Source organism: Micromonospora sp. DT62, assembly GCF_049847285.1.
GTDB classification, from domain to species: Bacteria; Actinomycetota; Actinomycetes; order Mycobacteriales; family Micromonosporaceae; genus Micromonospora; species Micromonospora reichwaldensis.
In genome coordinates this window covers 1-12,921 of record NZ_JBNCOB010000018.1, presented here as the reverse complement: position 1 = coordinate 12,921, position 12,921 = coordinate 1, and the positions used below count along the sequence as shown (strand labels likewise).

15 protein-coding genes are annotated in these 12,921 nt (G+C 71.9%); 6 read left to right on the top strand and 9 right to left on the bottom strand.

Going from position 1 to position 12,921, the window contains the following annotated elements; all coding sequences use genetic code 11:
• Positions 1–48 precede the first annotated feature (48 nt).
• Positions 49–507 (top strand): hypothetical protein, encoded by a 459-nt coding sequence (locus tag ACPXCB_RS22130; protein WP_425877475.1) that lies wholly within the window; start codon positions 49–51, stop codon positions 505–507.
• A 4-nt stretch (positions 508–511) separates the two neighbouring features.
• Here ACPXCB_RS22130 and ACPXCB_RS22125 read toward each other — a convergent pair whose 3' ends face one another.
• From ACPXCB_RS22125 to ACPXCB_RS22105, 5 genes are all read right to left on the bottom strand, one after another.
• Entirely contained in the window at positions 512–1,225 is a 714-nt protein-coding gene (locus tag ACPXCB_RS22125; protein ID WP_425877474.1) for a thymidine kinase, read from the bottom strand.
• Positions 1,226–1,287: 62 nt separating this feature from the next.
• On the bottom strand, positions 1,288–2,676 hold the full coding sequence (locus ACPXCB_RS22120; RefSeq protein ID WP_425877473.1) for an MFS transporter: 1,389 nt from the start codon (positions 2,674–2,676) through the stop codon (positions 1,288–1,290).
• A gap of 18 nt (positions 2,677–2,694) precedes the next feature.
• Complete coding sequence (locus ACPXCB_RS22115; protein WP_425877472.1) at positions 2,695–3,456, bottom strand: glycerophosphodiester phosphodiesterase; 762 nt, start codon at positions 3,454–3,456, stop codon at positions 2,695–2,697.
• Positions 3,457–3,514: 58 nt separating this feature from the next.
• Positions 3,515–4,093 carry a hypothetical protein gene (locus ACPXCB_RS22110; RefSeq protein WP_425877471.1) on the bottom strand — a complete coding sequence of 193 codons (579 nt, stop codon included), beginning with the start codon at positions 4,091–4,093 and terminating at the stop codon, positions 3,515–3,517.
• A gap of 25 nt (positions 4,094–4,118) precedes the next feature.
• Positions 4,119–4,892 (bottom strand): lysophospholipid acyltransferase family protein, encoded by a 774-nt coding sequence (locus ACPXCB_RS22105; RefSeq protein WP_425877470.1) that lies wholly within the window; start codon positions 4,890–4,892, stop codon positions 4,119–4,121.
• A 187-nt stretch (positions 4,893–5,079) separates the two neighbouring features.
• On the opposite strand from ACPXCB_RS22105, the gene ACPXCB_RS22100 reads away from it, so the two are divergent.
• On the top strand, positions 5,080–6,495 hold the full coding sequence (locus tag ACPXCB_RS22100) for a cytochrome ubiquinol oxidase subunit I (RefSeq protein WP_425877469.1): 1,416 nt from the start codon (positions 5,080–5,082) through the stop codon (positions 6,493–6,495).
• Between the two features lie 15 nt (positions 6,496–6,510).
• Positions 6,511–7,509 (top strand): cytochrome d ubiquinol oxidase subunit II, encoded by a 999-nt coding sequence (gene cydB, locus ACPXCB_RS22095; protein WP_425877468.1) that lies wholly within the window; start codon positions 6,511–6,513, stop codon positions 7,507–7,509.
• Between the two features lie 181 nt (positions 7,510–7,690).
• Here the strand turns inward: cydB and ACPXCB_RS22090 are convergent, their stop codons facing one another.
• Positions 7,691–8,536 carry an alpha/beta fold hydrolase gene (locus ACPXCB_RS22090; RefSeq protein WP_425877467.1) on the bottom strand — a complete coding sequence of 282 codons (846 nt, stop codon included), beginning with the start codon at positions 8,534–8,536 and terminating at the stop codon, positions 7,691–7,693.
• 112 nt (positions 8,537–8,648) lie between these two features.
• Here ACPXCB_RS22090 and ACPXCB_RS22085 point away from each other — a divergent pair, with 112 nt between their 5' ends.
• On the top strand, positions 8,649–9,197 hold the full coding sequence (locus ACPXCB_RS22085) for a TetR/AcrR family transcriptional regulator (RefSeq protein ID WP_425877466.1): 549 nt from the start codon (positions 8,649–8,651) through the stop codon (positions 9,195–9,197).
• 8 nt (positions 9,198–9,205) lie between these two features.
• Here the strand turns inward: ACPXCB_RS22085 and ACPXCB_RS22080 are convergent, their stop codons facing one another.
• Entirely contained in the window at positions 9,206–9,829 is a 624-nt protein-coding gene (locus ACPXCB_RS22080; RefSeq protein ID WP_425877465.1) for a TetR/AcrR family transcriptional regulator, read from the bottom strand.
• A 66-nt stretch (positions 9,830–9,895) separates the two neighbouring features.
• On the opposite strand from ACPXCB_RS22080, the gene ACPXCB_RS22075 reads away from it, so the two are divergent.
• Positions 9,896–10,648 carry an SDR family oxidoreductase gene (locus ACPXCB_RS22075; protein WP_425877464.1) on the top strand — a complete coding sequence of 251 codons (753 nt, stop codon included), beginning with the start codon at positions 9,896–9,898 and terminating at the stop codon, positions 10,646–10,648.
• 130 nt (positions 10,649–10,778) lie between these two features.
• Here the strand turns inward: ACPXCB_RS22075 and ACPXCB_RS22070 are convergent, their stop codons facing one another.
• Together ACPXCB_RS22070 and ACPXCB_RS22065 are read right to left on the bottom strand one after the other, a co-directional pair.
• Complete coding sequence (locus ACPXCB_RS22070) at positions 10,779–11,468, bottom strand: hypothetical protein (RefSeq protein ID WP_425877463.1); 690 nt, start codon at positions 11,466–11,468, stop codon at positions 10,779–10,781.
• 72 nt (positions 11,469–11,540) lie between these two features.
• Positions 11,541–12,002, bottom strand: coding sequence for a peroxiredoxin (locus ACPXCB_RS22065; RefSeq protein WP_425877462.1), 462 nt, complete (start codon positions 12,000–12,002; stop codon positions 11,541–11,543).
• A 117-nt stretch (positions 12,003–12,119) separates the two neighbouring features.
• On the opposite strand from ACPXCB_RS22065, the gene ACPXCB_RS22060 reads away from it, so the two are divergent.
• The gene (locus tag ACPXCB_RS22060) at positions 12,120–12,848 is read left to right on the top strand and encodes an SDR family oxidoreductase (protein WP_425877461.1); all 729 of its coding nucleotides are present in this window, start codon (positions 12,120–12,122) and stop codon (positions 12,846–12,848) included.
• Positions 12,849–12,921: the final 73 nt, after the last annotated feature.

Genomic DNA, 12,921 nt, shown 5'->3' with positions numbered 1-12,921 from the left:
GGGCCGACTTTCCTGCGGGCGGGCCCACCGGTTCTCTACGGTCGACGGGTGGGCGCTGAGCAGCCGTGGAGCCGGCCGGCCCGTCGGGGCCGCCCGGTGCGTACCGGGTTGGTGTTCGCGGGCGTGACCGTGCTGCTGTGCTGCATCGGGGTCGCCGGGCTGGGCGCCTGGAACGTGCAGGTGGTCACGCAGGCCAGCGGCCCGGTGCGGGAGACCGCGGACGGGTTCCTGCGGTCGGTGGCGGCGGGCGACACCGACGGCGCGTACGACCGGCTCTGCGCCGACGCGCGCAGCCGGTGGAGCCCGATCGGGTTCACGAGCTGGCTGCGCACCCCGCCGCTGGTCAACGGCTACGAGATCGTCGACGTGTCGGTGGCGACCCGGGGCGGCAGCCCGCGCGGCACGGTGGCGGTGCGGCTGACCCGCGACAGCGGCCTCACCGAGGAGCGGAAGCTGTCGGTGGTGCGCGAGGACGGCGACTGGCGGGTGTGCGGCGACCCGTACTGACGCCTCAGCGGCGGGGGCCGAGCTCGCCCGCGCGGTAGTGCCGGCGGCAGAGCACCTGGTAGCGCACCTCGGCGCTGTCCACGGTGTCCCCGATGACCACCTGCAGGCCCTCGCGCACCACCCGGCCGTCGACCACCCGGGCGTTGAGCAGCCCTTCCCGGCCGCACCAGCAGAGCACTTCGACCTGGATGCGGGCCACCTCGTCGGCCAGTTCGAACAGCCGCTGCGCGGCCGGGAACAGGCACGAGCGGAAGTCGGTGGCCAGCCCGAACGCGTACACGTCGACGTCGTAGCTGTCGACCAGCTCCGCCATCTGCTCGATGTGCTCCAGGTTGTAGAACGACGCCTCGTCGCAGATCAGGTAGTCGACGCGGACGCCCTCGGCCCAGGTGTCGCGCACCAGGGTGCGCAGGTCCAGCTCGTCGGTGACCTCGACGGCCTCGTGCGCCAGGCCGATGCGCGTGGTGACCTGCGGGCCGAGCGAGCGGTCGATGCGCGTGGTGACGAGGCCGCGGCGGCCCTGCCGGGAGTGGTTGTGGTTCATCTGCAACGCCATCGTGGACTTGCCGCAGTCCATCGGCCCCCAGAAGAACTTCAACGCCGCCGCGTGCAGCGGACGCCCGTCCACGCCCCGCGCCGCGGCGCACCCGGCGGGGGAGTCGTCGGGGCCCAGCGGCGGGCGCGCCAGGCAGGTCGGGGCGGTGGCGTGGACGGTCACGGTCGGGCAGCCTAGCCGATCGACGCCCGCTGATCCGGCCGGTGCGGACGGGTCCGCGTTGCTCAGAGCACCCGGGGCGGGGTGTTGCCGGCGGCGACGATCGCCCGGCGGATCGGCACGGCCAGCAGCAGCAGGAACCCGACGACGAAGAAGATCAGCAGGGAGACCAGGCCCACCCGGTAGGAGTTGGTGAGCTGGAACACGATGCCGAAGGCCAGCGGGCCGAGCCAGCTGGTGCCCTTGTCGCTGATCTCGTAGAAGCCGTAGTACTCGCCCTCCTTGCCGGCGGGGATGAGCTGGCTGAACAGCGACCGGCTCAGGGCCTGGCTGCCGCCGAGCACCAGGCCGATGGCGGCGCCGAGGATCATGAACGGCACCGGCGCCTCGGCGGGCAGTCGGAACGCGCCGAGGATCACCCCGGTCCACAGCACCAGGCTGATCAGCACGGTCTTCCAGGCGCCGATGCGCTTGGCGAGGGCGCCGAGCAGCAACGCGCCGCCGAAGGCCAGGAACTGCACCAGCAGGATGGTGACGATCAGGGTGCTCTGCCCGAGCTTCAGCTCCTCGGTGCCGTACTGGCTGGCCAGGGCGATGACGGTCTGGATGCCGTCGTTGTAGACCAGGAACGCCAGCAGGAAGAACAGCGTCAGCGGGTACGCCTTGATCTCGCGCAGGGTGCGGCCGAGCTGCCGGAACCCGTCGGTGACCGGGTTGCCGCCGGCCCGCGCGGCGGCCGTGGGGTGCTCGCGCAGCCAGCGCAGCGGGATCAGGGTGAACGCCGCCCACCACACGCCGGCGGACACGATCGACCAGCGGGCCAGGTCGAGGGTGCGCTGGTGGTTGCCCTCCTCGCCGAGCATGCTGACCGCGACGAGGTTGAGCGCCAGCAGCAGGCCGCCGCCCAGGTAGCCCAGCGCCCAGCCGCGGCTGGAGATGCCGTCGCGGTCGTCGGGGCCGCCGAGCTGCGGCAGGAACGAGTTGTAGACCACGACACCGGCGCCGAAGGCGATGTTGGCGGCCATGAACAGCGCCCCGCCGAGCAGGTACCGGTCGCCGGTGACGAAGAGCATGCCGACGGTCGCGCCGGCGCCGATGAAGGCGGCGGCGGCGAGCAGCCGCTTCTTGTGTGCCGAGCGGTCGGCGATCGCGCCGACGATCGGCAGCGCGAACACGGTGAGGAACACCGACAGCGACACGAGGTACGGGAAGTACGAGCCGGCGGCGACCTTGATGCCCAGCGGGTACACGTAGCCGTCGCAGGTGTCGGCGCCCAGTTCGCAGCCGGCGGCGAGTTCGGTGACGGTGGTCAGGAACGGGCCGAGGAAGACGGTGATGACGGTGGTGGAGAAGGCGGACATCGCCCAGTCGTAGAAGTACCAGCCGCTGCGTTCGCGGCGGGTGCTCGCCGGGGCGGGGGTGTCGTCCACGGCGGGGGTGACGGTCTCGGCCATCGGGGTCCTTCGAACGGTTCAGGCGGCCCAGTGGCCGCGGCTGTGATACACGTCGCGCAGCACGCCGACGTGATCGGTCATGATGCCATCCACTCCGAGGTCGAGTAACTCGTGCATCTCGGCAGGTTCGTCGATCGTCCAGACATGCACGTGCAGTCCGAGTCGGTGGGCGTGTCGCAGGAACCGGCGGTCCACCACGGGCACCCGCCCGTAGCGCACCGGCACCTGCGCGGCGACCACCGACGGGGGCAGTCGCAGCGCCCGCCCGGTCAGCGACGCCATCCGTAGCCGGGCCACCCCGCGCATGCCGAGGCTGCTGGCGACCTGCCCCTGCGTCAGGGCGCGCAGCCGGGCCAGCCGGGCGTCGCTGAACGAGGCCAGCAGCACCCGGTTGCCGGCTCCGACGCGCGCGACGGTGGCCACGGTAGGCTCGACGCCGCCGTCGGCCTTGACGTCGATGTTGAAGCGCACCTGCGGCCAGGCGTCGAGGACCTCGTCGAGGCGGGGGACCACGGCGGCGCCGCCGACGCGTACCGAGGCCAGGTCGGCCCAGCGCAGGTCGGCGATGCGCCCCGGCTCGCCCGTGACCCGGGCCAGCGTGGCGTCGTGGAAGACCACCGCGACGCCGTCGGCGGTGCCGTGCACGTCGGTCTCGACGTACCGGTAGCCGAGCCCGATCGCCCGGGCGAACGCCGCGGCGGTGTTCTCGTCGCCCTCGGCGGCGCCGCCCCGGTGGGCGAAGGCCAGCGGGGCGGGGCCGTCGAGGTAGGCGTGGGTCACGCGGGGAGTATGCCGGGGCGCGGTGGCCGGCGGGTGACCGGCCGGCGGCCAGACCGGGTCAGCTCCAGTCCGTCTGGTAGCCGGGTCCGCGCAGCAGGGCGAGCAGCTCGCCGTCGGAGGGGTGGTGGGTGCGGGTGAGCGGACCACGCAGGTCGTCGACGGTCACCGGATCCGGACCCTGCACGCTGACGCTGAGCACCTGGTCGCGGGCGAAGAGGTACAGCGCGGTGGCGGGGTCGCTGTTGTCGGTGTCCCGGGTCACGACGAGGGTGAGACCGTCGCCGGCGTCGGTGCAGACGTAGATAGTCCGGACGCCGCAGTCGACCCCGTCGGCCAGGGACCCGTCGGGGGCCGGGTGGTGCTGCTGCCACACCACGGGCACCGTACGGCCGTCGTGGGTGCGCAGGCCGTAGGCGATGTCGAGACCGAGCCGGTCCAGCCAGCCGAGGGCGCCGGAGCGGGGCAGGTCGTCGGGGACCAGCAGGTCGTCGGGAGGCCAGGGGGAGGGGCGGGTCAGGTCGATGAGATCCCGGCGGTCCTTCTCGTCGTGGTACGCCGACCGTAGGACGGCGTACCCGCCTGCGCAGACGAGGACGAGCAGGGCGACGACGAGCAGCGGCAGGCGCAGGCGGGTCACCTCGCCATTGTGCCCACGCCGGGGATCAGGTTCTTCCGGAGCGCTGGGAGCGGCTGGTGTCGATCGGGCGACCCGGGTCGACGTGGCGGGGCCTGTCGGGCTCGTCGGGCCGCAACGGCACCAGCGACTCGGTGATGGCGTCGATGATCCGGTCGGTGGCGCGCAGGGCGGCGCCCGGGGTTGCCGGCGTCAGGTCGGCGAGGTCCACCGGGTCGCCGAAGTGCACCCGCACGACAGGACGGCGCACCAGGGAACGGGCGATGCCGCGCAGCAGCCCCTTCGGGGCGCGGTAGGGCACCACCTCGTGGGAGCCCCACTGGGCGACCGGGATGACCGGCGCCCCGCAGGCCAGGGCGAGGCGGGCGGTGCCGGTCTTGCCGCGTTCGGGCCACAAGCCGGGGTCCAGGCCGATGCGGCCCTCCGGGTAGACCAGGATCACCGAGCCGGCGGCGACCGCGGTGGCGGCGTCGTCGAGGGCCCGGCCGACGGCGGCGGTGCCCCGGTCGACGCGCAGGTGCCCGGCGTGGCGCATCGCGGCGCCGATGACGGGGGTGCGGAACAGCCCGCCGGTGGCCATGATCCGGGGGGCGACGCCCCGGGCGCGGCAGGCGGCGGCGAGCACGACGGGGTCGCACGGGCTGATGTGGTTGGCGGCCAGGATCAGCGGGCCCCGGCGCAGCGCCTCGGGCACGTCGCCGCTGACCTCCAGGCGGGCCAGGAGCGCGACGACGACGCGGGCGAGCAGTTGCGCGGCACGCCAGATCAGCGGTGGCTGCCAGGTCGGGCGGGTGGTGTCCATCAGCGCGCATGGTCGCACGCGCGCGCCACCCCGCATGGCGCGGGGCGCGCAGCGCCGGGGCCGTCCGGCAGAGGTGATCAGGGTCATTGGTCCCAGGTCGCTTCGGGACCCCCGCCCCTGCCGATTCGTCTACGACGAGCGGTAGTATTTACTACGTCTCGTAGTATGCACAGCCTGGGGGTCACTGGTGGACGCGTTGGACGTCGCCCGCTGGCAGTTCGGTGTCACCACCGTCTACCACTTTCTCTTCGTGCCGTTGACCATCGGCCTGTCCGTGCTGGTGGCGATCCTGCAGACGATGTGGCACCGCACCGGCGACGAGAAGTACCTGAAGCTCACCAAGTTCTACGGCAAGCTCTTCCTGATCAACTTCGCGATGGGCGTGGTGACCGGCATCGTGCAGGAGTTCCAGTTCGGCATGAACTGGAGCGACTACTCCCGCTTCGTCGGCGACATCTTCGGCGCCCCCCTGGCGATCGAGGCGCTTGTCGCGTTCTTCCTGGAGTCCACCTTCATCGGCCTGTGGATCTTCGGCTGGGACCGGCTGCCCAAGCGGCTGCACCTGGCCGCCATCTGGGCCGCCGCGATCGGCAGCAACCTCAGCGCGTACTTCATCCTCGCGGCGAACTCGTTCATGCAGAACCCGGTCGGCTACCGGATCAACCCCGACACCGGCCGCGCCGAACTCACCGACTTCGTGGCCGTGCTGACCAACAAGGTCGCCATGATCACCTTCCCGCACACCATCGCCGGCGCGTTCCTGGTGGCCGGCTCGCTGCTGGTCGCCGTCGCCATGTGGCACCTGGTACGCAACCGTGAATCCACCGACACCCCCGCCTACCGCTTCGCCGCGAAGTTCGGCTCCTGGGTCACCCTGGTCTCCGCCGCCGCCGTGGCCATCACCGGCGACATCCAGGGCAAGATCATGACCCAGGTGCAGCCGATGAAGATGGCCGCCGCCGAGGGCCTCTACACCACCGAGAGCCCCGCCTCGTTCTCCGTACTCACCGTCGGCAGCCTCGACGGCAGCCGCGAACTGTTCGCCCTCAAGATCCCGCACCTGCTGTCCTGGCTGGGCACCGGCGACCCCAACGGCACCGTGCACGGCATCAACGACCTGCAGGCCCAGTACGCCGCCCAGTACGGCGCCGGCAGCTACACCCCGATCATCCCGGTCACCTACTGGAGCTTCCGCTTCATGATCGGCTTCGGGATGGCCGCCGCCGCCATCGCCCTGCTGGTGCTCTGGAGCCAACGCAAGGGCCGCACCCCCACCAGCAAGTGGCTGCTGCGCGCCGGCCTGGTCATGCCCCTGCTGCCCCTCGCGGCGAACTCCTTCGGCTGGATCTTCACCGAGATGGGCCGCCAGCCGTGGATCGTCTTCGGCGAGATGCTCACCCGCGACGGCGTCTCGCGCAGCGTCTCGCTCACCGAGGTGCTCACCTCCTTCACCGCCTTCACCCTCATCTACGCCACCCTCGCCGTCGTCGAGGTCAAACTGCTGCTGCGCTACGCCAAGGCCGGCGTACCCGACCTGACCCCCGACCCCGACATCGACGGCACCCACGACGACGCCGAGCGCCCGCTCGCGTTCGCCTACTGATCACCGGAGACAACCGTGGAACTCACCACCATCTGGTTCCTGCTCGTCGCGGTCCTGTTCACCGGGTACTTCATCCTCGAGGGCTTCGACTTCGGCGTCGGCATGCTGCTGCCCGTACTCGGCCGCGACGACCGGGAACGCCGCGTCCTGATCAACACCATCGGCCCCGTCTGGGACGGCAACGAGGTCTGGCTCATCACCGCCGGCGGCGCCATGTTCGCCGCGTTTCCCGAGTGGTACGCCACCCTGTTCTCCGGCTTCTACCTGCCGCTGCTGCTGATCCTGCTCGCCCTGATCATCCGCGGCGTCGCCTTCGAATACCGCCACAAGCGCCCCGAGGCGTCCTGGAAACGCCGCTGGGACACCGCCATCTTCGTCGGCTCGGTGGTGCCGGCGATCCTGTGGGGCGTGGCGTTCGCCAACATCCTGCGCGGCGTGCCGCTCGACGCCGAACACGAGTACGTCGGCGGCCTGCTCGACCTGCTCAACCCGTACGCCCTGCTCGGCGGCGCCACCACCGCGGCCCTGTTCCTCACCCACGGCGCCGTGTTCATCGCCCTGAAGACCGTCGGCGAGGTCCGCGAGCGCGCCGCCGCCCTCGCGGTACGCGTGGGCGTGGCCGCCGCCGTGCTCGCGGTGGCGTTCCTGACCTGGACGCTGACCATCCGCTCCAGCACCGCCGCCGTCGTGCTCGCCGTCGGCGCGGCCCTCGCCCTGCTCGGCGGCCTCACCGCCGCCCGCGCCCGCCGCGAGGGCTGGGCGTTCACCGGCACCGCCGTGGCCATCGCGCTGGCCGTGGCGACGCTCTTCGCGGCGCTCTTCCCGAACGTGCTGCCCTCCACGCTCGACGCGGCGGGGACGCTGACCGCCACCAACGCCGCCTCCACCCCCTACACCCTGAAGATCATGACCTGGGTGGCGGTGGTGTTCACCCCCATCGTGCTGGCCTACCAGGGCTGGACGTACTGGGTGTTCCGCAAGCGCATCGGGGTGGCCCACATCCCGCGCCACTGACCCGCCCACGGCGGGTGACGGCGGGTCCCGCCGCCACCGCCCGCGCCGGCCGCAGGGTCGACGCGACCCTCCTCCCGCGCCGACCCCGCGGCCGCGTCGCGTCACCGGGGCCCGGAGCCGAGGGCGGCGCGCACGAGCACGCCGGCCACCGTGAGGGGCCTTCGCTCACCGCAGCACCGAGCTACGGCTGACCGACCCTGGCGATCGCGCGGATCCTGTCTGCCAGCGTGCCGTACAGGTGGCGGGGAATCTCGTGTCCCATCGCCGGGTACACGACCAGGCGGGCACCGCGGATCGCTGAGGCGATGTCCCGGCTCGCTCGCGGGCGGATGAGCGGGTCGTCCTCGCCGTGCACCACGAGCACGGGCATGTCCAGCCCGCGCAGTCGTGTCGTCAAATCGCCGGTCGTGCGCCCGGCGGCGAACTGGCGCTGCATCGCGGCGTTGTCCAGACCGCCGCGATCGGCGGCGGTGGCCGCAGCACGCCGCGTCCACTCCGCCTCGAAGGGATGGTGCGGTGACGACATCGCCTGGATGACATCCATCTGCGCCTGGATCTGGCCCTCACGGTCGGGCGAGTGGCGCCTGGTCATCAGCTTGGCCAAGGTGCCGAAGCGCAGGACGCGCAGGGTGTTCCAGGCTCCGCCGACGCCACCGCTCATGATGCAGGTCAGGCTCCTGACCCGCCTCGGCGCCGTGATCGCGACGACCTGAGCGATGGCCGAGCCGAGCGAAGCGCCGGCGACGTGGGCCGACTCCCAGCCCAGGTCGTCCATGACAGCCAGGGCATCGGAGGCCATGTCCTGCGCGGTGTACCTGGTCCCGGCGCATCGTGAGGACAGACCGCTGTCGCGATTGTCGAACCGGACCACGTGGAAGCCCCGCTCGGCGAGCTGCTCGCAGAAGTCTTCCGGCCACCACACCATCTGGAACGACAGGCCGATGATAAGCAGCAGTGGCTCGCCGTCAGGCCGCCCGAACTCCTCGTACGCGATGCTGACGTCTCCGCTGCGTGCCGTCCTGATCATTCGCCCGCCTTCCGTTTTGCAATACACTTGACATGCTAACAGCGTGAGGCGCCGTTGCAATGCACCCGCATTGCAACGGTCGACAGGGGGAGGGCGCGGCTTGCCGAAGAGGGTGGATGTCGATGAGCGGCGGCGGGCGTTCGCGGAGGCCGTGTTCCGTGTGGTCGAGACAAGCGGTAGCGAAGCGGTGAGCCTGCGCGACGTCGCCGCCGAGGCCGGTGTCTCGATGGGGATGGTGCAGCACTATTTCCGCACGAAGGACGAGATGCTCATGTTCGCCCTCGAGCACCTGGGCGAGCGGGTCAGCCGTCGCCTGGAGGATCGGCTCGAGGCACTACCGGACCCCACGCCCAAGGAGGTGGTTCGGGCGATGCTTGCCGAGGTGCTGCCGTCGACGAAGGCGTCCCGGCAGGAGGCGGCCGTCTCGATCGCCTTCTTCAACCGCGCTGTCGTGACTCCGGCGTACGCACAGGCGCTACGCGAAAGCTACCGCCGCGTTCTGGCCCTGGTGGCGGCCCGGTTGCCGGCCGGCCGACAGGATGAGGCGACAGTGCTGTTCTGGCTCACCCAAGGACTGCTCGGGCCGGTGCTGATCGGCCACTACACCGCCGACGAGGCGCTGGCGCTGCTCGACGCGCAGGTGGATCGCGCGTTCGCGTGACACCGCGCTCAGCGGCTCGCGTGCGGGGATTGCTCCTGCCGGAGCGTGATGTCGCCGAAGGCCGCCGCGAACGCCTTCGCGATCAGGTCGGGCAGATCGGTACGCCCGTCGTCCTTCGCCCACCGCACCAGCGCGGTGTGCATGGCGGCCAGGCAGGCGCTGGCCGCCGCCGCGGCGTGGAAGGCCGTGTCCGGATCGGCGGCCTCGTCCCCGAGGCCGTCCACGATCGCTTGTTGCAGCACGTAGTGGTTGTCCAGGTGTCGGGCGCGCAGGGCGGGCGTCGAGATCATCAGCCGCAGTCGGGCCAGCAGGAGCCGGTCGTCGCCGGCGGTCAGCGTCCGCGCCGAGTCGACCAGCGCGCTGCCGATGCGGCGCACCAGGGGCTGCCCGGCCGGCGTCGCGGCGATCCGTTCGGCGACCAGCGGGCCGTTCTGGTCGACCAGCACGAGGTCCTCCTTCGTCGGGAAGTGCCGGTACACCGTCATCGCAGACACGCCCGCGGCCGCTGCGACGTCGTTGACGGTCGTGCCGTCGTACCCGCGCTCGACGAACAACCGCACCGCGTGCGCCTGGATCACGCGCTGCGTCTCGGCCCGTCGTTGCTCCCGCAGTGTCGAGTGCCGCTCCCTCATGTGGTAGACACTATCGCACTGGTAGTCACTAACAAGTTGGGAGTACCTAACATCATGGGTGATCTGATGGGTAGGACAGCCCTGGTGACCGGCGCGTCACGCGGCATAGGCCAGGCGATCGCGATCCGGCTGGCAGCGCGGGGAGCGGTCGTCGTCGCGCACTTCGGCACGGACAGGGACGGCGCGACGGCAACGGTCGACCAGATCCTGCGGGACGGTGCAACGGCGTACGCCGTCGGCGCGGAACTGGGCGTGGACGCGGATGTCGAGACACTGTTCGCGGGGGTCGAGGCCAGCCTCGCCGGGCGACCACTCGACATCCTCGTCAACAACGCGGCGGCGCCACCCGCCGGCCCGCTCGGCGCCACGACACGAGCAGCCTTCGACCATCTGTTCGCGGTCAACGTACGGGCGCCGTACTTCATCATCGAGCGCGCATTGCCCCTGCTGCGCGACGGCGGCCGGATCATCACGATCTCGTCCGCGGCGACCCGGATGGCCAACGCCACCCAGACGTCGTTCGCCATGACCAAGGGCGCGGTCGAGACGATGACCCTGACGTTGGCCAACCAGCTCGGCGCCAGGGGCATCACGGTGAACGCGGTCGCGCCCGGCGCCACCCGGACCGCGACCAACGGGCCGGTCTTCGAGACACCGGGCCTGGCCGAGCTGATCACCGCAATGACGGCACTCGACCGGCTGGGCGAGCCCGGCGACGTCGCCGACGTGGTCGCGTTCCTCGCCTCCGACGCCGCACGCTGGGTCACCGGTCAGGTCATCGACGCCAGTGGCGGCCTGTTCCTGGGCCCGCGCGCCTGACCACCCAAAGCCGCCCGCCAGCCAGCCCGACCTCGCCGCCACCCGGCGCGTCGGCAGGCTCGTCGACCACCACAACCGCCAGCGCCGGCGGGGCGAGCGGCACCGCCACCCACCCCGCCGGCCGTCCGCGTCAGTGCGCCTCGCGCAGCTCCGCCAGACGCGCCTCGATCTCCGCCAGCTCCGCGCGCAGCTTCTCCGCCTGCTGCTCCGCCTCGGCCCGCTCCGCGGCCATGATCTGCTCCACCGCCTCCTGCACGCCCGGCACGTCCACCAACGCCACCATCCGCAGCGCCTCCGCCGGCTTCACCACGTACGGCTTCGCCAGGGACTTGCTGCCCTGCTGCGCCGCGACCGTCCACTCACCGTCGGCGTACGCCAGCGTCACCGTCAGCCCCGCCGGCCCCTTCGGCTTCACGGCCTTCACCGCCTTGCGCGCCGGGGCGGGCTTCGGCTCCGCCGTCTCCACCTTCGGCTCCTCCCGCCGCTGCTGCGGCACCCGGTCCAACACGAACTCCGGCTCCGCCGGCGCCACCGGCTCGGGCTCCGGCGTCTCCGGCTGCGGCTCCGCCGCCTTGCGCCCGGCGCCGCGCGGCGCCACCGCCACGTCGGCGGGGGAGAAGGGCAACTCGTCGCGACCGAACCGGACCACCACGAACTCGTCCGACACGGCCGGGTCGGTCAGCTCCACCACCTGACCCACCTGCCCGGCGACCTGACCCGCCGAGGCGGTGAACACCACCTTCGGCTTGCGGCCCGCCGCCAGCGCCTCCCGGATGCTCTGCACCTCGTCAGTGGACAAACCCTGGCCAGCAGCACCCATCAGCAACCTCTTCCCCTCGTACACCTGTTCAGACGCCTGCCTTGATACCAGCCCACGCCGACAAGCGAAAGATCAACCCCCCAGCGCCCGCAACGCCGCGTCCGCGTGGTCGTTCATGTTCAACTCACTGTGGACCACCTCGACGACCCGCCGGTCGGTGCCGATCACGAACGTCATCCGCCGCGTGCTCAGCGCACCCAACGGCAGCCGCCGCCGCACCCCGAACAGGTCAGCGACCGTGCCGTCGACGTCCGACAGCAGGGGATAGTCGAACCCGTGCCGGCGGGAGAACTCCGCCTGCTTCGCCACCGGATCGCGGCTGATGCCCACCCGCGTCGCACCCACCGCCGCGAACTCCGCCGCCAGGTCCCGGAAGTGGCAACTCTCCGCCGTGCACCCCCGCGTCAACGCCGCCGGATAGAAGAACAACACCACCGGACCGGCGGCCAGGAACTCCGACAGCCGCCGCGGCGTACCCGTCTCGTCGGGCAACTCGAAGTCCCGCACCACGTCGCCGACACCCACACCCGCCACCGCGCACCTCCACGTCACCGTCCACCGACGCGCCCGAGCCTATGCGCCCACCCACCGGCCCGCCCCACGCCGCCCGCCGGTAGCGTCGGCCCCGCAGCCACGACAGGGGAGGGGCACATGCGACCGGTCACCGTCATCACCGGCGGCAGCCGCGGCATCGGCGCCGCCACCGCCCGCCGCCTCGCCCACGCCGGGCACCACGTCGCCTTCAGCTACCGCCGCGACCACACCGCCGCCACCGCCGTGCTCGCCGACATCGAAGCCACCGGCGTACGCGGCCTCGCCGTACCCGCCGACACCCGCGACCCCGAGCAGGTCACCGCCCTGTTCGACGCCGCCGCCGACCTCGGCCCGATCACCGGCCTGGTCAACAACGCCGGCGTCACCAGCCCCATCGGCGCGTTCGTCGACCTCGACCCCGCCGACCTGCGCCACGTCGTCGACGTCAACCTCATCGGCTACGTCCTCTGCGCCCAGCAGGCCGCCCGCCGGATGAGCGACGGCGCCGCCATCGTCAACGTCTCCTCCGCCGCCGCCACCCTCGGCAGCCCCGGCGAGTACGTCCACTACGCCGCCGTCAAGGCCGCCACCGACACCCTCACCACGGGCCTCGCCAAGGAACTCGCCCCCCGCGGCATCCGCGTCAACGCCGTCGCCCCCGGCATCATCCGCACCGACATCCACGCCCTCTCCGGCCAACCCGACCGACCCGAGCGGGCCGCCGCCCGCATCCCACTGGGCCGCCCCGGCGAACCCGACGAGGTCGCCGGCGCCATCGCCTGGCTGCTCGGCCCCGACGCCACCTACACCACCGGCACCGTCCTGCGCGTCGCCGGCGGCCTCTGACAGTGATGATGTGGGAGCGGGTCACCCGGTCGGTCTGACTCAGCCTCTGACTGACCGTGGTGTCTTCTAGGGG

Excerpts from the sequence above, each read along its gene's own strand:
- ACPXCB_RS22075 (WP_425877464.1), top strand. The coding sequence starts at position 9,896 with ATGGGTAGGACAGCCCTGGTGACCGGCGCGTCACGCGGCATAGGCCAG.
- ACPXCB_RS22060 (WP_425877461.1), top strand. The coding sequence starts at position 12,120 with ATGCGACCGGTCACCGTCATCACCGGCGGCAGCCGCGGCATCGGCGCC.
- ACPXCB_RS22070 (WP_425877463.1), bottom strand. The coding sequence starts at position 11,468 with ATGGGTGCTGCTGGCCAGGGTTTGTCCACTGACGAGGTGCAGAGCATC.
- ACPXCB_RS22090 (WP_425877467.1), bottom strand. The coding sequence starts at position 8,536 with ATGATCAGGACGGCACGCAGCGGAGACGTCAGCATCGCGTACGAGGAG.
- ACPXCB_RS22105 (WP_425877470.1), bottom strand. The coding sequence starts at position 4,892 with ATGGACACCACCCGCCCGACCTGGCAGCCACCGCTGATCTGGCGTGCC.
- ACPXCB_RS22080 (WP_425877465.1), bottom strand. The coding sequence starts at position 9,829 with ATGAGGGAGCGGCACTCGACACTGCGGGAGCAACGACGGGCCGAGACG.
- ACPXCB_RS22120 (WP_425877473.1), bottom strand. The coding sequence starts at position 2,676 with ATGGCCGAGACCGTCACCCCCGCCGTGGACGACACCCCCGCCCCGGCG.